Raw genomic sequence first — 18,883 nt, 5'->3', positions numbered from 1 at the left:
GATTTATCAAAGTATTTATTAATTTGCGTAGAGCGATGATGATTAGTCATGTTATACTTTTTTTATGTTGTTCTTTTTGTATCCACCTAATTTTGAAATCGATTAAAGAGTTTTTATATTCAGCAACGCAAGGCTTATTTAATGTTCCAGCTAGAGCTTTTAATGTAGGTTTGATGCTCTTTGCCGGCATGTCAACAAATACGCAGGCGCAAAATTTATCTGAGCAAGAGCATTTTCTGCTAAATAACATCCAGAATAGGCAGGCAGAGCAAGTAGAATTACTTGAAAAATTAGTGAATATAAATAGTGGAACTGAAAATAAAAAAGGGGTTGAAGAAGTAGGTCAAATTCTAGCGAAAGCTTTTACCGAAATTAATTTTAAAGCACATTGGGTCCATTTACCTGACTCGATGAAGCATGCAGGGACTTTGATCCTTGAGCATCATCCGACCAATTACCACGGGAAAAAAATACTTTTAATTGGGCATCTAGATACCGTTTTTCCCCCCAATCATGCTTTCCAAAAATTCAAACGTGAAAATGATACAGCTTATGGCCCAGGCGTGGCAGATATCAAGGGCGGTGATTTGGTAATTCTTTATGCGCTTAAGTCTCTTTATGATAAAAAATTGCTAGAGCATGCTTATATTACTGTTGTTTTAACCGGCGATGAAGAAAATTCAGCTCTTCCACATAGTATTTCAAGAAAAGCCTTGATAGATGCTGCTGAAGATATTGATGTAGCGTTAGAATTTGAAATGGCCTCGCCTGATAATAAAGTAATTATCGGACGTCGCGGCATGATTAAATGGGCTTTAGAAACCGTAGGCGTTGAAAAACATTCTTCATTAATTTTTGATAAAAATACTGGCGATGGTGCAGTTTTTGAATTAACGCGCAACTTAAGTAAACTATTAGAGTTTTGTAAAAAACATAAGGGTTTGACTGCTAATACTGCTCTAATTGCGTCTGGAACTAAGCTTGAAAATAACTTTGCAAATCATTCCGCGCAAGTTTTATCAACTTTAAATATCATTCCTAAGCGCGCAGTTGCTGAAGGGGAAATTCGTTTTATAAGCGAAGCTCAATGTTTACAAGCCAAGGCTTTTATGCAAAAGACTGCCCAAGAAACTTTACCACCTACCAAAGCGCATGTAACGTTTAAAGAGCCAACTCCTGCGATGCCAGCTACTCAAAATAATCAGTCATTATTAAGGCAATATAGTTTCTTAAGTCAAAAAATAGGCAAGGGAGAAGTCAGTGCCTATGACCCAATCAAGCGGGGTGCCTCAGATATCTCGTATGTGGCAAATAAAGTTCCTTATAATTTAGCAGGTTTAGGGGCAATTGGCTCAGGTGCACATACCGAAGAAGAACAGATTTCAATTTCTGGTTTAACTACCAATACGCAACGCGCAGCATTATTAATTCATCAATTAACACGTTAGCTGATGTAGCTGAAAGTAGGGACGCATAATTAACGTTATGTTACTAGTAATTTAGAATAGGTGGTTTTTAGTAGCTAATATACATAAAGCAATGCTTAAATATAGAATTTCTTTTAAGATACTGATCCCAGCCTAATTATAAAGATAAGTTTAGATTCTTCGCGCTCAAAAAAGATTTAGCACAATTAAGTGAAATTGATTCAGATATAAAAGTAATGCAAGAAAAAGATTCTTCAACTGATATTAATAAACCAACGTTTTAATATTTTAATAACATTAAGTGTTACTTACTTTTTGTAGTTAAAATTTAAATTAAATTTAGGTTAATTTATCTATGAGCTTCTTGTCAAAAGAAGCTCATAGACAGTAATGAATTGTTGATAGCAATCCTTTATCTGTTATTAATAGCTAAATTTTTAACATCTTGTTGCTCAATTTTGGGTTGAGATTGAGAAAACAATAGCATCCCTCTATCGCTAGCGTATAAATTTTTAGCCGTGATAGGCAAACTCACAATTTTTTCTAAGGTATTTTGTTGAGTAGGCTTTTTACTTAATTTACTGGCAAATTCTTCAGCTAATGAATGAACGGTTACTCTCTCTGCTAGCTGATTAAATATTGATTTAAATCGAGTAAATTCTTGATTGAAGTAATCGGGTGTTTGGTTAGAAAAATCTTTACTAATATTTTCCTTAAACCAACTACAAACTTGTTTTTCAACCGCTGATGAGGATAGCGAGCTTTTTTGTGCATAAGTTTGAATTAAATCATTGTAGTCTTTCGCTAAATTACCCATTTCTTGTGTATCACTGAAATGTAGATCGTTTACTCCTAAGTACAAAAACCTGGCTAAGCAAAGTTGCCTTAACAACCAGTCTAAGGGCATATTATTATGCACAACAATCACTGAAATATTCTTAGCACCATTTTCTGTAAGATTTGTAATAGCTTGGCAAAGGGTACTTCCAGTTGCTGTTTCATCATCGGTAATTAAATATTTATCGTAAGCGTTAATGCCAACATCACCTGAATTTAGATTATTAATGAGAGCACTATCATCTTGATGTGAATCGCGTTGTTTTTCTCCTAAAATACGTGATTCAGAAAACTTTTTACCTAAAATAGTTTGTAAATGTAGCACAAGCTCTTTTGTTCGTTTAGTAGCACCAGCATCAGGTGTTACTAAACGCAACTGCTCTTGTGTGGCATGCTTAGACTCGTTGAGCCAATCGGTTGCTAATTTAGTTGATATTGTAATAAGGGCTGGCACCGCGGAACCTTTTATTTTTTTCCCTGTATAAGTTCCTGACATAGTATGATTATCATGACATTCTGCTGTAATAACTTGATTTATACCAGCTGCTTCTAATAATAAGCCATTCTGTTGTACATAGGCTCCTGTTTTTCCTTTGGGATTATTTTCGGCTTTATCAGAACGTGCATTAAATTGATAAGGATTAATTAAATTAATCTTTGCCGCTCCACGCAGATGAGCTTGCCTTGCAATCATCGTAGTTTCAAAAAAGTAAGATGAAGCACCATTTTTTTGATATTCTGCCGTTTCGGTAAGATTTTCAGGATTAGGACGGGTTGATTGCACAATAGTGACTTCAGCACCAGCAATCTTAGCGTCGCTAGGAATCGTCGCTTTATCACCTTTTCCTTCAGTGTAATAGAGTTTAACTTTTTCTCCCTTTAAACGAAGTTCAGCTGCTATTTTTTCTGCTAGTGGCCTATTGGCTAAACAGCATAATAGTATATGAGTTTGTTCTTGTTCAGGAAGGTTAATAGAAGAAGCGGTATTATTATAGAGATCGTCAAGAAAATTACTATGGTCTAAATTAAGTTTAGTCCAAATCTGATTTAAATCACTTCTGCGCATAAAGTGCATAACTTGAGAATCGATATTGGCTTTATTGGTTTCCTTGAGTGGTAGTTGTAAATAATCTAACAAGTCATTTTTATCAAGTTGATAACATTGAGAATTGGATACAGGCTCATCAGATACGGTAAGCGGTATAGTAGTATTTATATTTGTCTCATCTAAAATCCCTTGATAGTTTTTATCATAAAAATAAATTTTATTAGCACCACTTGCCTTGAATAACTTCATAAGCAAAATATTAAAATCATTAGGGTATAAGAGTGGGTGAAATTGTTCTGGTAACGCAATAGTAATTCTTTCTGCCCCCTGTTCATACGCACAACGGCAAAGTTGCAATGCTTCATAAAGTAGCGTCAGGGGTGAATAAATGGCATGTTCAACACCAACATGAATATTAATATTTTCGCCAGTAATTTCAACATCAGGTGATATAATTGCAAATGGGTCACCTGTTGAAAAAATCTTAAAACTATTACGCGCTATTTTTTTAGGGTCAATTTGCCAAGCTTGTACGGGGCAGCCCTGATTATAAAAGTTAGTGAATTTGCTAGAAATTAATTCTTCATTTGTTTTAAAAAAAATTCCTTTTTTAGCAAATTTATTTTTCGCTTTATTATGATTAAGAGTTAAAAGTCGGCTTATAGCAAATGGTTGTGTCTCGTTCTTATCAAGCAAGCTTTCTTCCTTATTGACGGACTGATTATCAATGTTAATAACAGGATGCATATTTACCTCTTAATTATTTTAAAAGAAGTTCATGGTAATTAAATTTAACATAGTAAACACTCCGTCTTAAATACGGGGTCAGTTAGCTTATCTCTAAAACTTTCTGAATCATTTCTCGTTTAGAGCAAGTATTTAATTTTAATTTAACTTGATTGATGTAGTCTTCAATAGTTCTCGGCGAAATAGAAAGTTTCTTAGCTATTTGTTTAGCTGTAAAACCTTTTACTGTATATTCAAGGCATTCTTGTTCTCTTGGTGTTAATAATACATTGCCTAAATTTAATTTTAGGTTTTGCGTGTCTTCAGAATTATTTTTAGGCAACAAGCCAATAGCTGTTAATTGCGTTATAGCGTTGGCAAGTGAGTGTTCGCCTAAAACTATCGATATTCCTAAAGTGCCATGTAACTGGTAAGTAGAGTTGTAACAAGGAAATTTAAAAGATAAGAATTGTAAGAATTTACCGTCTAAGCGTGTATTAAATTCATCAAAAATTTTAATAGATTCTTGTTTTAAAGTTGACTCACAATTATCTAATAGCTGCTTTGCACTTCCCATCGAGACATCAAAAATAGTTTTTCCTATGGCATGCTCAGAAGAATTAAAGCCGCAAATCGCTGCTCCTATTTCGTTAATTTTTATTGTAGCGCCATATATATCCAGTAAATACACACTGAAGGGAAGCGCAAAAAGCTCAGCAAAGTTAATTAATAAATCGGTATTTTTATTATTTTTTACATCATAAAGTAATAACCCATTTTGATATTTTGTAACACCAATATTAATTGGCTCAATTGATTCTGCAAAATAAGGATTCACCTTTCTCTCTCATAATAAAAGCACTAAAATAAACGCAAGTAAAGACTATACAACAAGTATTAGTCGAGGTCATTTATTATCAACATTTAAAATAGTGAAGCTGTTCTTTTTAAAAGATAAAATCCAAATATTTAAATAATTGCACTGCATAAATAGGTGCTAAGAAGGTAAAATTTTTTGAAGGTAAAATCGAAATATAACCAAGTAGAAATAACATAAAACTTATAGCTTTTATTCTAAAAGGTTTGTTTAGTAAAAGAAAATTTCATAAAATATATTTGTTATAGCAGTCGCACTTACTATTTTAACAATAATTAATCAAATTAAGTGCTTATAAAAAATTAAATGCAAAATTATTAAGTATAGGCAAAGTAAAAAGCCTAACAATATCAGTTACTTAAAAAAATAGCTTAACTACAGTAATTGCATTTAGCTTGAAATTTAATTATTGATTTCAATGAGTCGTTTTAAAACGTTAACTGGGGATAAAATTAATATGAGATCCATAGAGCAAATTGAAGAAGAATTATCTGAAGCAAAAAAGAAACTTGACTACTATCAAAATCAAAGACAGGATTATGATAATAATGATGGGGCTGAGCGCCATCTTTTTTTTAACTCATTACAGCAACTAATTGATGGAAAAAATGATTTAATAAATAAGCTTGAAAATGAGCTAGAAGAATACTCTAAAAGAGATTCTAATCATACAATGTAATTTTTCTACTAAAAGAATATGAAATATTAATCTAATCGATTGAAGGCCTTGATAAAGCACAATGTTTTATCAAGGCCTTATTGAATATGAAATTCAAAAGGATTGGCGCTCTTATTGCTACTCTTTTTTTTCCAACTTATGGCTATCTAGATGTCGTTCATTACGGTCATTATCTCGTTTCTCGGCCTTTTTTTCGTTTTTTGTCCTACCAAATTTGATACGATTTTCAACAGCCTTCTTTTCTTTTTCTAAACGAACTTTAACCTTTCTTTTTTTATTAAGATTAATAATATCTACCATAAGTGCTCTCAATTCTATGTATTATTTATATATTGTACTTAAAGAATTTTAAAAACCCTAGGTTAGTCCATTTTTTAGCCTAACCTTATAAGATGCAATGCAACTTATTGTGAATATTAATATTATGAGTTTCCTGGTGCATGTCTAGATTGTTGGTCTAGGTTTTCTAATTTATTAAATGTTTCTCTAACGGCATCGGGTGGATTAATACCTAACTGACCATTTTCGGTCAACCATCCTAACTTAACGCAAAGCTTGCTAGTCCTATTACTATTATCTGCTAGAGCATGTTTTAAAATTTCTTCTAAATTTGCATTATTCGGAAGTCTGTAACTGTGTAAAAATTCAAAAATATCATCTTTTTTCATCTTATTATAAATATCATTCAAATATTTTGCACACTGTTCTGAAGTCCTGAGCTCTGGTTCTTTCATGTCCTGTACTTTTTGTTTATAACTTTGTGTAGCATGTACGGCCCCGTGTACTGGGAATTGGGATATCATGACCGGTAGTGGCTCATGTATATTAGGTTGTGTTACCGATTGAGAATTAGTTGAGTTAAGCCTTCTTAGTATACCTTTATCTTCATCAGGGCAAGGCCTAACCCACATGCCATGATGAGTATTTTTAGCATTTTGCTCATTAGCTTTTGCCTTTTGAATAGCCCAGCTCATTTCTGGATAAACCATGTTTTCTCGTTTGTATTTAGGGTCGTTTTTAAAAATCTCTTCTAATTCACTAAGACGGATAGCGTTAATATTACGTTGATTTATTTCAAGTAAGTCAGCTCCCTTATAAGATGGATCATAAGTCTGCCAGCCCTTTTTGGTTAACTGCAAAGAACGAACAGCGGTGGGGCCTGTAAAATCTCGCTGATTCCAATCATACTGCATGTATTCAATAGTTAAAACGCCTGTGTCCCTACTTTTGCGTAATAACCATATAGGCTCACCTAGAGATATTATTTTATTCTTTTCAGGTTGTTCTAGTTTATTAAAATTATCGGAAAGCGCCTTGCGAACTTCCTGAGCAGTCATTACATCATAGATGTCAAAAATAATTTCTCGCCTTGTTGGCTCTGTTTTATAGTACATCTTTCTATTTTATACCAATACTATTTAATTAATCTTATAACAATTATATATCAATTTGTATATTTTTTTAGTCAAATTAGATTAAAACGTCCAGCGGTGAGGCTGTATGGTATTTTTAATTCAAAGTAATAGCTATATTTAAGATTTTATACAATCTGTTGTACTTGGCTTTTCAACTACTTGCTCCCTATATATACCCTGTTAAAAAGATGCGTGTAGTTCCTCTAAAGAAATTTTATTAATAAATCATTAGTTGTAAATCAATAAATTATAATTCTTAGCCTACCGGAGCCAGAAAAAATAATTTACTTGGATTTTATTGAAATACCTATTAGGAAGCCTATTTATCTGTCATCTGCGTAATACAGTAAAATTATTACTCTTAAAAATAAATTTAATTTCCACTTTATTCTTTACATTTTTTACTTATAATATTAAAATTATAACTAGTCAGACTAGTCTTATCAAGGTTATTAACATGCAATCATGGCAATTACAACATGCTAAAGCTCACTTAAGTGATTTAGTCAAAGAAGCATCGGCAGGTAAACCTCAAGAAATTACCTTAAGAGGCAAACGAGCAGTAGTTGTTTTATCAACTGAACAATATGATAAATTAATTAAACCTAAACCTAATCTGGTTGATTTTTTACGTTGTTCTCCATTAAAAGATGTTATTTTAGAAATTACTAGAGATCAAAGTGAAATGAGAGATATTGATCTATGAAGTATTTATTAGATACCAATGTTATCTCGGAGCTAGTAAAACTTAGGCCAAATGAAAAAGTACTTAGTTGGGTAAGTGAAAAAGATAGCTCAATACTTTTTATTAGTGTTATAACTTTAGGGGAAATAAGAAAGGGAGTAACAGGGATTACAGATCCTAAAAAATATGAAAAAATTTCTCATTACTTAGAAACTGAATTACCAGATTATTTTGAAGAAAGAATTCTACCTATTAATCGAGAAGTGGCTGATGAATGGGGAAAACTACAAGGTAAGCTTAAGTCTAATCCTTTACCCGCAATTGACGCTTTACTTGCTGTAACAGCAAAAGTATATAATCTTAAGCTTGTAACAAGAAACACAAAAGATTTTGTAAATGCTTTTGTAGATTTAGTTAATCCTTGGGAATAATTTAAAATCTTAGCCTCGAGTTTTGGTTTTCAGCAAGTAGCCTGGGAAGAGGGCGTAGCTCGTATCCCAGGTTTTCAATGGTTTTTCAAAGTCAAGAATTGCTATAAAACCTTATCAGGAAACACTAACCTCATAACTGATAAGGGTTCATTATCGTCGAGACATTACCTCTGGTGAGACTTATTTTTTTACACTTGTTTCATCATTATATACAGTTTAGATTATAAGAATTGGAGAGGTGCTTCCATGAGAAGAGAGTTTGATGAGTAATTAAAAAGGTAAACCTAGGATACCGACTGCGCCCTTCTCCAAGGCTCGCTGGCTAGAAGATGATCTTAATAATTCTAAGGTGTAAATTCACTGGCAAATTGAGACTCATACTCATTTCTTACTTCAGAGGCTTGGTTGTTAACAAAGAAATTAAGCCTTGCAAATCGATGCCCTCTTGTATTAGGTTGAGAAGAGAGGTGGTTAAGAGTACCTTTTTGCATATAAATTAACTTACATAGCGTTTTGTAAGCTGGTGAACAAATTATCTCTAACCTATCTATTGCGAATCGTTTATTATTAAATAAATGTTGATGTAATTCTTCTAAAAGTTCTAATGGAACTATTTCTAAATTAGAAGAATGCTGCAAGAAATTGTCTGCAATAAATTCAAGGCACAACTGTCGTAATAAAGGAGGTGATTTTTTATTTTTTTCTAATAATTCTAGTCTTAGTTGTTTTAATGTCTCTAGGAAATTTTGCGTAACTTCAAATCGCATTTTATTTACTCTTAAGTTATTAATTTAAGTTAATTATCTTAAAATAAGATACTTTCAATGGTTTCTACGCTGACATTGCTAATTTGATTACCCCAAAGGTCAAGTGTTAATCCTTGCGGACCTTAACTGATTGGATTTTCAGAACCTCATGCAAATTCGTATTGGCCTGATTGTTTTACATATAACGCGATTTTAAGGCAATACGTGTTTCAGAGGAATCTAGTAATTTGGAAACCTTTTATTTCCAAATTGGAAACGCATGATTTCCAAATTGCTAGATTATCAGTACATATTATTTGTATTAATATAATTCATTATGTTTAATTATTATTTTTTAGTGTATGACATTACATGCTGCTTTATTAGCGTTACGCGTTGGATTAGGTTATCAAGAAATTGAAGGTTTATGCCACGGGTTTGCGCTACGCTGGTTAGAGGCAACGCTGTTAGGCGATAGCGAAAGAGCGCGATTTGAACGGCGTATGGAACTTATTAAAAGGACTCCCCGAGATAGGTTGTTAGCTGAGATTAAGCAGGCACAAGCTAAAAAAGGTCAAGGTCTTACTGAGAAAGATTACGAATTACTGGATATTATGGCTTTTTTTGATAGCTTAGAATTATTCCATCTTCCCTAGAGACATCCAGACTTATTTAATTATGAATCTTCTTATTTAAGTCAGCAGGCTCTAGAACTTATTTCACCTTTCTCATCGTCTGTTTTGATGGAAGCGCAAGGTAATTTAAAAGAGATTTATTCAGAGCCTAAGATGTTAACTAGAGCGGAACTTTATGACTATCTCAACTCCTTAAGCCGAGTGCTCAATGAAACATTAAACGATCCTAATAGCCCAGTTGGTGTTTTATTAACAAGTCATAAACATGCGCTTGCGTTAAGTTATACCCCTAATAAAGGGTGGTTGTTTCGCGATAGTAATCAACCATTAGATATAGATAGCAAGCCAAAAACAACTTGGGAACTAGTGGATGCTATTTTAGGTGGTTTTAAAATTTTCTTGCCTTATGTGGAATTTACACCTTTTGTGGCATTTAATACGCGTCTTATTTTAACAGAGCATCATAAGACTCAGGCTCATTTAGAAAAATTAAAGTTGGTATGGTCTAGCAATGCTTCTATCAAAGCGCTTGCCAAGCGGCAGTCAAGAGATAACGTAACGTTAGCTTTTATCGCTGCGCAAAATGGTCGTGTTGACGTTATTAAGGCCTTAGCGAAAGAGGGTGCTGATTTAAATCAAGCAGTTGTAGATGGCGTAAATGTGATAACACTCGTTTTTATCGCGGCGCAAAATGGTCATGTTGACGTTATTAAGGCCTTAGTAGACGCAGGTGCTGATTTAAATCGAGCGGCGGTAAAGGGGGCTACACCCGCTTTTATGGCGGCGCAAGAAGGTTATGCTAACGTTATTGAGGTTTTAGCAGACGCAGGTGCTGATTTAAATCAAGCAATGGTCGATGGGGCAACGCCCGCTTTTGTTGCGGCGCAACAGGGTCATGCTAAAGTTATTGATGTCTTAGCAAACAAAGGTGCTGATTTAGATAAAGCAACGGTAAAGGGGGGAACACCCACTTTTATCGCGGCGCAACAGGGTCATCTAGATGTAATTAAATTACTGTTAAAAAATAACGCTCGTGTTGACATTCCTTTTGAATCGACTGTAGAGCAATTGATAATATTTGCAGACAATGCAGCGCAAAGATTACAAAGACCACAGATTAGTCAACGAATGAAAACATTTTTAGAAACACAGCAAGCAACACTGGTTAAAGTATTACCTTACGATATTGCCATTATCATGGGACATGACGACATAGCGCAAGTGATTAAAGAGCATTGTCAGCAGGCTCAATTAGTGCATATAAATAACAAAAGTTCTTTGTTCTCCACAGCAAAAAATTTGGTGCAATCACTGAAAACAGGCAATATAAAGGAAGAAGCATTATATTTAACTATTTAGCTACCTATTAAATTCAGCAAGTAGCCTGGGAGGAGGGCATAGCCCGTATCCCAGGTTTTCAATGGTTTTTCAAAGTCAAGAATTATATTTTATCTGATGATCAAAATTGCAGAAGTTAGAGAGTTTCAGTTTTAATAACTTCTATCTCTTAGGCGCAGTAAATGTTCCTAAGAATTTTATTGTCCTAAATATAGTAGAAAAATCTTTATGAAGAGGGTTTATAACTAAGTTGTATTCCTCAGGAACAACTACAGAAGGGAGAGCAATGGCAAGGTAATTAGGTTGATTAAATAATTTTTCCTCGGAAAAATCCCGAGTTATGTCCATTGTGGGCGATGCATTCCACTTAGCAGGTAAATTCTTAACTTCATACTTCTTAGTTAATTCGTCAGGGATATTAATTGAATACTTACAGTATGAGAAACCAGAAACAGACAACCCATTATGAGATAACCATTCTAAAGTACATAATGAAATAGATTGAGAACAATAGATTACTTTTCTTCCTTTGTAATTCCATCTGCCTTGCACATAAAGTCCACCTTCGCCAGAAAAAACAACCTCAGCTTTTGTAGATTGACTCGCCCTATACCATATTGTCATTAGCTATAGATACCATGCTTTATCTGTTGAAGAGTTTGTTCAACTAATTTATGTCCTGCTTCTGTATCCAAAAGATCTATTGGTGCTCTACCTCCCAAGGAATCAATTTCTCTATAAAGCCAATTCTTAGCTTCAGGGTCACCTATAATTTTACTTGCCAATTGGATTGTTGAAATTAAGCGTAATAACTTTTCAGTAGCTGAAGAATCAAGAAGCTTTTTTTCTCTTTTTTTCGTTTTATATGTTGGTGCTGATATATTCAATCTATTTAATACATCCTTCATCACAAAGCTTTTTGGTTTTAAGATGTCCTCAAAAGCGTCAGGAAGGGCACCATTTCTGATAAGCGCGATTTCTTTTAAGGGATCTTTTAGCGCTTGAATTAAACTATTCGATGCTAGCATAATCTATCTCCAATTATATGATTATTATAAATTATAAAATATACTTTTTAAAGTATATTTATATTCTTTTAGAAAGAGAGATTAAAGTAAGAAAGCAAGTAGCCTGGGAGGAGGGCGTAGTCCGTATCCCAGGTTTTCAATGGTTTTTTAAAGTCAAGAATTGCTATAAAATCCTATTAGGAAACACCAATCTCATACCTGATAAGGTTCATTACCGTCGAGACATTACCTCTGGTGAGACTTATTTTTTTACATTTGTTTCATCATTATGTTCAGTTTAGATTATAAGCATTGGAGAGGTGCTTCCATGAGAAGAGAGTTTGATGGGTAATTGAAAAGGTAACCCTGGGATACGGGCTGCGCCCTTCTCCCAGGCTACGCCGGCTGTATCTCATTGTTGGTTATTTTATATCCCGTTGGATTTTTAAGTTATAGAGCTTGGCTAAATTAAAAAGGGCTGTTATCGGGTGGGTTATTAAAATAAAGCTTGTAGGGATTGGCCTATCAACAGTATATATTTTAACCTTACCGCCTAGGAGCTAATTTGTTCTCATTTTCTGAGTCTAAAAAATCTTCCAGTTCCTCTTCCGTAGTGCTGCAATCAATAAAAACATCTTCCAAATGTTGTGTTGGATTTGACTCTTTTTTAATACGTTCTATTTCGGCGCTATAATCCTTATCTGCTGTGAAATGTGTAAAGAAACGATTATTATTAAGCCCTAATCTAGAATTATGAGAGGCATCGCAATCTTGTGCTATTTCTGCCTCTGGTTTGTCAAAATAATTATCATTATCATTAGTTCCTTGTAAAGATTTCTCATCTTGTTGATAGTTATAAGTCACTATTTTACGCCGAGAAACATTTTCTGTTATTGTGCTTAAAAAATCTGCGTAGTATGCAAAATCTTCTTTATCCATATATTGCTTTGCTATTGCAATTACATTCTCAACTTGTTCTTGTACTAAATTTTTAATTTCATCATTTGTTAATTCTTCATTTAGATTAATATATTTAATGTTCCCAAGGTCTGTAACGAAAGCATGTAGCAATTCGTTAGCTATATCAGGTGCTTCTTTTTGGGTATAAGGCGCTGCTTCTGAAAGAAAAAAAGGTGAGATAAAGCTTTGATATTTTTCTTGGATATGGATAGGAGCGCTAAATAATACGCCTCTTACAATCATTCGGGCTGCTTCATTTGGCCCAATTTCATTAGATTTAGGCATATTAATTACCTCATAACAACCCAAATAATGTTAATTATAGCAAATGAAATTTAAAAACTTGTCTAAGGTTAGCAAAAGCGTACATTGATGTTGCAAGAAATCGGGACCAACACCTAGCAAGTAGATACTGAAGTTTACCCTTAGGTTCGTAACGCTACTTTTTTTATCTATTCTTTGTTTTAACTAAACCTCATAATATATGCAACAATGCCGGGTAGACTTAAACTATCGACCTCAGTATTATGAGAGCGATTTACATTCTTTTATAGTACATTTCCATGTACATCGACGAATAAAATAGTTATTTATTTGAGTAACTTAACTTAAAAATTAGTACATGGCTTTATATCTTTATACATTCGTTTATAATGAATTTGCACTCTAGTATTTTAGATAATCTTTCAAGCTCATATTGTTTCTTTTGGAGATAAAGAAATAAAGTAAATAAGATTTATTCTGTAAAAAAGTAACAGGTTAATTTAAAGGGGTATTAGCAATGGTTTTAAACCAATAAATGCAATCTACCCCTAGTAGTTAAATAAAATTGAATGATTTAAACTTATATTTTGCAAGATGCGGAATGTTCTACACGTAGTTCAGAAATTACATCCCCAGCAAGCTTTGCTCCACCATTTCCATGATGATCTCTATCATAAGATGAAGTATCAATTGTATCGCCAGAAAATGAAGTCTTAATCAATACTGGACCAACATAATCTATATATGAATTATTGCTCAATAGCTGACGAGCCTTTTCTTCACTAAGCTCAAGTTTTTGCCCACTAAGAAATGGCATATTACGTAAAGTTCCTTTTGTCCATGCGCTATTTTTAGCATTATCGTATAAAGCTATCAGTAATTTTGCTTTATCTAACCCACTAATATCATGTGTCATGTTTATCCTCTAAAGTTATTAAATCGGTGGATTGTATCATAACCGATTATTAATTGTACATGATGTATTTTTTATTGCTGTATTACCATAATGAGACAAATAATTTAGGCTCACTTTCTTAAACTAATACTTGGATAAATGTTTGTTAGGCATTAAGGGTCTAAATAGATGAGCAAGTAGCCTGGGAGGAGGGCGTAGCCCGTATCCCAGGTTTTCAATAGTTTTTCAAAGTCAAGAATTGCTATAAAATCCTATTAGGCACCAACCTCATAACTGATAAGGTTCATTACCGTCGAGACATTACCTCTGGTGAGACTTATTTTTTTACATTTGTTTCATTGTTATGTTCAGTTTAGATTATAAGCATTGGAGAGGTGCTTCCATGAGAAGAGAGTTTGATGAGTAATTAAAAAGCTAAACCTGGGATACGGGCTGCGCCATTCTCCCAGGCTACGCCGGCTAAAGATGCTATAAAAGAAACCTTAGTTTTAGAATTTTTAGGCTTACTTAAGTCTCATAAACTTGTTGAATTAAAGCTTGAAGAAGCATTACTTAACATGAATTCGACATAAAATAGCCTTCGTCTCTTTTATGTCGAGCTCACGTTAAATTAAGGTAACTTTCTACTTAGGAGAAGCGGTATGCAGATTTCGTTCCGTTTTTTCCCTAATTATTTGCAATTAAGGGAAAAACGGAACATAATCTAATTATGAATACACGAATAAATTACAAGCAAAAAGCGCTTGCCTTGGTAAAAGATAAAGTTATTGCCCGCTCTTCTGAGCTAGTTAAGGAGGGCATTCCTAGAATAGTCATATCTCGACTACTAGCTGAAGGAGAACTTAAGCAAGCAGGACGAGGTATATATTATATTCCTCACCTCAGTTTTTCTGAAAAAGAAAGCCTAATTATAGTAGCAAAGCGGGTACCACAAGCTATTTTTTGTCTCTTTACCGCACTTCAACTACATGAGCTTACTACACAACTACCGAGAAAGCTTTGGGTAGCAATGCCTGTTGATAGTCATCTGCCAAGAATAGGTTATCCACCCATAAAAATGGTGAAGTATTCAGGAGAAGCTTATTCTGCTGGCGTTGAAATTCAAGAGGCCGATGGTGTTCAATATCGTGTTTATAATATTGCTAAAACAATTGCTGATTGTTTTAAACATCGGAACAAAATTGGAATGGATGTAGCGATTGAAGCGTTGAAAGATGCGTATGCTCAAAATAAAGTAATTACCGATGAGCTCTGGCATTATGCAAAGATTTGTCGTGTTGCAAATGTAATGCGTCCCTATATTGAGGCAATTCAATGACAAAGAATATTGGTGAGTCTGTACGTTCACAATTGAAAAACATAGCAATTAAAGAAGGTTCGGATTTTAATGCTGTTTTAACTCGCTATAGCCTTGAGCGTTTGTTATATCGCATTGGCGTGTCTTCATATTCTAATCAGTTTTTGTTGAAAGGCGCTTTGTTATTTAACCTATGGTATGACATGCCACATCGACCAACTAAGGACATTGATTTATTAGGGTTCGGCGTCAATGATCTGGCATATATAAAACGAACCTTCAGTGAAATTTGTAATATTTCAGCAAATGATGGTATGCGATTTTTTTCCGAATCCGTGACTATAAATACTATTAAAAAAGATGAAGCTTATACTGGAGCAAGGGTTGATCTATTTGGTGAATTAGCAAAAGCACGAATTAAAATACAAATTGATATTGGTTATGGTGATGTAGTAACACCCGGGCCTATTGATGCTAAGTATCCGGTACTTATTAGTGATTTGCCTGCCCCTAAAATTCGTACTTATCCGGTTTATACTGTCATCGCAGAAAAATTACATACGATAGTCCTCTTAGGAATGGTTAACAGCCGCTTAAAGGATTATCTAGATCTTTATGTACTATTAACCAATGAACAATTAGATAATCAGGTATTGGCTCAAGCCATTCATGCCACCTTTACACGCCGAAAATTAGCTGTTCCTGAATCAATACCTATTGGACTAACAGATGAATTTGCAAATGACCCATCCAGAGAATCTATGTGGAAAGCTTTTCTAAGAAAGAATGAGCTGGAGCAGAAACCATTACAAGAGGTGATTTCTGTAATTAGGAATTTAGTTCAGGAACCAATTTCTTTAGCAAGTAGCCTGGGAGGAGGGCGTAGCCCGTATCCCAGGTTTTCAATGGTTTTTCAAAGTCAAGAATTGCTATAAAACCCTATCAGGAAACACTAACCTCATAACTGATAAAGGTTCATTACCATCGAGACATTACCTTTGGTGAGATTTATTTTTTTATATTTGTTTCATTGTTATATTTAGTTTAGGTTATAAGAATTGGAGAGGTGCTTCCATGAGAAGAGATTTTGATGAGTAATTGAAAAGGTAAACCTGGGATACGGGCTGCGCCCTTCTCCCAGGCTACGCCGGCTGATTATTATCGATGTCCCGTATTATGCTGCGCTAATACGGGCAATTTTGCTCATGCCGGGGTGAATATGTGGCGGCTTACTTACGTCGCCGAGCTTCTTCATTGACATGATTTCAAATTGGTTGAATCTGAGCCACTTGGTGCTGATTATCTAGCGTCATCTGGTTTTCAAGGTACGATTTGAGCTCAACAAAATCGTTTGTTCTTACTTTAGCTAATGCCTTCATGGCAGCCAAATCGTTCACGGCTGTTAGCGCCACGAACCCTATCTTCATCACGTACCCACACGCTCCCGAAGCCTCTGGGCGCCAGCCTTTATATATTGCAAAATCAACCGACAACTCAGAGTCAGTTCTAAACAAAAATTCATTCTTTTTAGTAATCCAATTATAAAATTGTCTTGATGATTTTGGGGGTGAAGTAAAAGTAGGCACAGGATAAAATGGCTCATTAGAGCAGTACTCATCAACAACATGCATAGGCAGCAATTTTTGTGCACCACCAACCCCTTCTCGCCACTGCTTATCAATGGCATCCCAATTTTTAGCTCCTAACGCGTTTATTGAGTCCACTTGCGTTTGCAGCGCTTTGATAAGGGTCTTTTCAAAATCAAAATGCTGTTCAGTGATTTTGTTTTCCTTAAGCCTATACGTTACACCGTCAGAATCTACTTTGTTGTATTGAGCAAGCAGTTGCACTAATACTTGTTGACCTTTCTCATTTTTAGGTAGACAATCGAGCATCATCGTCCACATATGTTTGTCAAGTGCCCACAGTGCGTATTCAAAACCACTAATAGACTCAAACGTACGACCGGAGTAATCTGTAACAATATCTCTCTTAACAAGTAAATGAATGTCTTTTTCTAACATGGCTTTAACCGCCTCATGCTCGCCACGCGCGACATGATGGATGAATTTTTGTAAAAGTTGACGTTGTTCCAACAAGAGTCTAAAAAAAGTCCTATGTCCCTTTGATATCATAGACAGTCTTATTAAGTCAGGGGTAGGTAAATCGGGTACCGTTTCAATCCCCATTTCTTTTGGTAATTGACCAAGGAATTTAAATTTTTCCTCCATTATTATGACCTTATTTGTTACGCATTTATTTATAACAAGCAATTATACTTGGGTTAATTGAAAGCATAAAGATCTATATGATTTAAAACTGATCATTAAGGGAAGGTGCTTAGATATATTTTTACATTATTGCAAATACATCGCTGTACTAGCTTTTCCAACTAAATTGCACCCTATATGCACCCTGTGGAAATAAATGGTTAATTTTATTTTTTCTTTATAGATTAAAGTTGTGTTTCATCTAATTTTGCTCCAGAAACATGAGAAGCGAAGAAAGAATAAATAATTACTCATAAATCTATTGATTCTCGTTGCGCAACACACTACAATTAATCATGATTAAATCGTTTAAACATAAAGGCCTTAAAAAATTCTTTGAAAAAGGAGATTGCTCTGGAATTCGATCAAAGCATGAAAAAAAGTTAAGGCTCCAATTAGCAGCGCTGGATACTGCAACTGTTATTGATGATATGGATTTACCTGGTTATAACCTCCATAAATTAAAGGGACAAAGAAAAGATTGTTGGTCAATAGAGGTAAACGGTAATTGGCGCATAACGTTTGAATTTGAAAATGGCGATGCTTACATCGTTAATTATGAGGATTATCACTAATGACTATTATGTATAACCCGCCACATCCTGGCGAATTTATTAGAGAAACTTATATTGAACCACTTAACATAAGTTTAAGAGCAGCAGCATTTAAGTTAAATGTCAGTCCATCGACCTTTTCTAGACTAATTAAAGGAGAGGCCGATATATCACCTGAAATGGCTTTAAGACTAAGTAAAGCTTTTGGAAGAACGCCTGAGAGCTGGATGCAAATGCAAGCAAACTATGAATTACATAAAGCTAGGCAGCACGTTAATTTAGAGCTTGTCTCAGTTATCTATAAACATCAAAGAGTTTAAACGTTCCTGCTTATAATTATTTGCAAAACAGCTGGCGTAGCCTGGGAGTAGGCCCAAAGGGGCCGCATCCCAGGTTTACATTCTTGTTAATTATATTCACTATAATTCCTGAGTTTGAACAAAACTATTTTATTTTTTTAAATTACAGGGTGGTTGGATTTCTTATGAATGGAAATTTATAGGGGTTTGTTGAGCTAGGGAAGTTAAATGAAAACCTGGGATACGGCCCCTTTGGGCCTACTCCCAGGCTACGCCAGCTTGATTAATTTCATAGAGCTTAGTTAGATGATTACGTAAAACATAAGTAGTTCTATATGGTGTTTTCAAATCGTTCAATTTATCACAACAAGTTAATCAATCTAGTTAAATGAGGCTACATGTTTTTTCCAAATTGGAAATAAAAAGGTTTCCAAAATCGATACATTCTCACCATGTCCTATTTCTACTAGTA

20 protein-coding genes are annotated in these 18,883 nt (G+C 34.3%); 10 read left to right on the top strand and 10 right to left on the bottom strand.

The features are described 5' to 3' along the window. Window positions 1-92 precede the first annotated feature (92 nt). The gene (locus tag ACNVED_RS08280) at window positions 93-1,448 is read left to right on the top strand and encodes a M20/M25/M40 family metallo-hydrolase (RefSeq protein WP_419418553.1); all 1,356 of its coding nucleotides are present in this window, start codon (window positions 93-95) and stop codon (window positions 1,446-1,448) included. Window positions 1,449-1,839: 391 nt separating this feature from the next. Here ACNVED_RS08280 and ACNVED_RS08275 read toward each other — a convergent pair whose 3' ends face one another. After that, window positions 1,840-4,059: a ribose-phosphate pyrophosphokinase-like domain-containing protein gene (locus ACNVED_RS08275; protein WP_419418552.1), complete on the bottom strand. Its 2,220-nt coding sequence runs from the start codon at window positions 4,057-4,059 to the stop codon at window positions 1,840-1,842. 82 nt (window positions 4,060-4,141) lie between these two features. Continuing rightward, on the bottom strand, window positions 4,142-4,876 hold the full coding sequence (locus ACNVED_RS08270) for a helix-turn-helix transcriptional regulator (RefSeq protein WP_419418551.1): 735 nt from the start codon (window positions 4,874-4,876) through the stop codon (window positions 4,142-4,144). 496 nt (window positions 4,877-5,372) lie between these two features. On the opposite strand from ACNVED_RS08270, the gene ACNVED_RS08265 reads away from it, so the two are divergent. Then, window positions 5,373-5,594, top strand: coding sequence for a hypothetical protein (locus tag ACNVED_RS08265; RefSeq protein ID WP_419418550.1), 222 nt, complete (start codon window positions 5,373-5,375; stop codon window positions 5,592-5,594). A 117-nt stretch (window positions 5,595-5,711) separates the two neighbouring features. Here the strand turns inward: ACNVED_RS08265 and ACNVED_RS08260 are convergent, their stop codons facing one another. Beyond that, window positions 5,712-5,894, bottom strand: coding sequence for a DUF4169 family protein (locus ACNVED_RS08260; RefSeq protein ID WP_419418549.1), 183 nt, complete (start codon window positions 5,892-5,894; stop codon window positions 5,712-5,714). A gap of 122 nt (window positions 5,895-6,016) precedes the next feature. Beyond that, on the bottom strand, window positions 6,017-6,988 hold the full coding sequence (locus tag ACNVED_RS08255; protein ID WP_419418548.1) for a hypothetical protein: 972 nt from the start codon (window positions 6,986-6,988) through the stop codon (window positions 6,017-6,019). Window positions 6,989-7,466: 478 nt separating this feature from the next. Here ACNVED_RS08255 and ACNVED_RS08250 point away from each other — a divergent pair, with 478 nt between their 5' ends. Both ACNVED_RS08250 and ACNVED_RS08245 read left to right on the top strand, forming a co-directional pair. Continuing rightward, window positions 7,467-7,715 (top strand): type II toxin-antitoxin system Phd/YefM family antitoxin, encoded by a 249-nt coding sequence (locus ACNVED_RS08250; protein WP_419418547.1) that lies wholly within the window; start codon window positions 7,467-7,469, stop codon window positions 7,713-7,715. Further along, a complete protein-coding gene (locus ACNVED_RS08245; RefSeq protein ID WP_419418546.1) occupies window positions 7,712-8,125 on the top strand; it encodes a type II toxin-antitoxin system VapC family toxin in 414 nt (137 codons plus the stop codon). The genes ACNVED_RS08250 and ACNVED_RS08245 overlap by 4 nt, the downstream gene beginning before the upstream one ends. Window positions 8,126-8,469: 344 nt before the next feature. Here the strand turns inward: ACNVED_RS08245 and ACNVED_RS08240 are convergent, their stop codons facing one another. Further along, complete coding sequence (locus ACNVED_RS08240) at window positions 8,470-8,892, bottom strand: hypothetical protein (RefSeq protein WP_419418545.1); 423 nt, start codon at window positions 8,890-8,892, stop codon at window positions 8,470-8,472. 341 nt (window positions 8,893-9,233) lie between these two features. Here ACNVED_RS08240 and ACNVED_RS08235 point away from each other — a divergent pair, with 341 nt between their 5' ends. Continuing rightward, the gene (locus ACNVED_RS08235) at window positions 9,234-9,527 is read left to right on the top strand and encodes a hypothetical protein (RefSeq protein ID WP_419418544.1); all 294 of its coding nucleotides are present in this window, start codon (window positions 9,234-9,236) and stop codon (window positions 9,525-9,527) included. A gap of 132 nt (window positions 9,528-9,659) precedes the next feature. Beyond that, window positions 9,660-10,865, top strand: a complete 1,206-nt coding sequence (locus ACNVED_RS08230; RefSeq protein WP_419418543.1) for an ankyrin repeat domain-containing protein — start codon at window positions 9,660-9,662, stop codon at window positions 10,863-10,865. A gap of 141 nt (window positions 10,866-11,006) precedes the next feature. On the opposite strand, the gene ACNVED_RS08225 is transcribed toward ACNVED_RS08230, so the two are convergent. The 4 genes from ACNVED_RS08225 to ACNVED_RS08210 form a co-directional block, all read right to left on the bottom strand. Further along, window positions 11,007-11,468, bottom strand: a complete 462-nt coding sequence (locus ACNVED_RS08225) for an RES family NAD+ phosphorylase (protein WP_419418542.1) — start codon at window positions 11,466-11,468, stop codon at window positions 11,007-11,009. Beyond that, entirely contained in the window at window positions 11,468-11,872 is a 405-nt protein-coding gene (locus ACNVED_RS08220) for an antitoxin Xre/MbcA/ParS toxin-binding domain-containing protein (protein WP_419418541.1), read from the bottom strand. Before ACNVED_RS08220 ends, ACNVED_RS08225 begins: the two co-directional genes overlap by 1 nt. Window positions 11,873-12,397: 525 nt before the next feature. Then, window positions 12,398-13,096 carry a hypothetical protein gene (locus ACNVED_RS08215; RefSeq protein ID WP_419418540.1) on the bottom strand — a complete coding sequence of 233 codons (699 nt, stop codon included), beginning with the start codon at window positions 13,094-13,096 and terminating at the stop codon, window positions 12,398-12,400. Between the two features lie 559 nt (window positions 13,097-13,655). Beyond that, window positions 13,656-13,991: a hypothetical protein gene (locus ACNVED_RS08210; RefSeq protein WP_419418539.1), complete on the bottom strand. Its 336-nt coding sequence runs from the start codon at window positions 13,989-13,991 to the stop codon at window positions 13,656-13,658. 709 nt (window positions 13,992-14,700) lie between these two features. Here ACNVED_RS08210 and ACNVED_RS08205 point away from each other — a divergent pair. Both ACNVED_RS08205 and ACNVED_RS08200 read left to right on the top strand, forming a co-directional pair. Further along, window positions 14,701-15,309: a type IV toxin-antitoxin system AbiEi family antitoxin domain-containing protein gene (locus ACNVED_RS08205; protein ID WP_419418538.1), complete on the top strand. Its 609-nt coding sequence runs from the start codon at window positions 14,701-14,703 to the stop codon at window positions 15,307-15,309. Continuing rightward, complete coding sequence (locus ACNVED_RS08200) at window positions 15,306-16,223, top strand: nucleotidyl transferase AbiEii/AbiGii toxin family protein (protein WP_419418537.1); 918 nt, start codon at window positions 15,306-15,308, stop codon at window positions 16,221-16,223. Before ACNVED_RS08205 ends, ACNVED_RS08200 begins: the two co-directional genes overlap by 4 nt. Before the next feature lie 330 nt (window positions 16,224-16,553). Here the strand turns inward: ACNVED_RS08200 and ACNVED_RS08195 are convergent, their stop codons facing one another. Then, window positions 16,554-17,519 (bottom strand): F-box protein, encoded by a 966-nt coding sequence (locus ACNVED_RS08195; protein ID WP_419418536.1) that lies wholly within the window; start codon window positions 17,517-17,519, stop codon window positions 16,554-16,556. Window positions 17,520-17,854: 335 nt separating this feature from the next. Here ACNVED_RS08195 and ACNVED_RS08190 point away from each other — a divergent pair, with 335 nt between their 5' ends. Together ACNVED_RS08190 and ACNVED_RS08185 are read left to right on the top strand one after the other, a co-directional pair. Next, a complete protein-coding gene (locus tag ACNVED_RS08190; RefSeq protein WP_419418535.1) occupies window positions 17,855-18,133 on the top strand; it encodes a type II toxin-antitoxin system RelE/ParE family toxin in 279 nt (92 codons plus the stop codon). Beyond that, window positions 18,133-18,432, top strand: coding sequence for a HigA family addiction module antitoxin (locus tag ACNVED_RS08185; protein ID WP_419418534.1), 300 nt, complete (start codon window positions 18,133-18,135; stop codon window positions 18,430-18,432). Before ACNVED_RS08190 ends, ACNVED_RS08185 begins: the two co-directional genes overlap by 1 nt. Window positions 18,433-18,883 lie beyond the last annotated feature (451 nt).

This window comes from Legionella sp. D16C41 (genome assembly GCF_048541585.1).
Taxonomy (GTDB): Bacteria; Pseudomonadota; Gammaproteobacteria; order Legionellales; family Legionellaceae; genus Legionella_C.
This window is presented reverse-complemented; position numbering and strand designations above follow the sequence as displayed.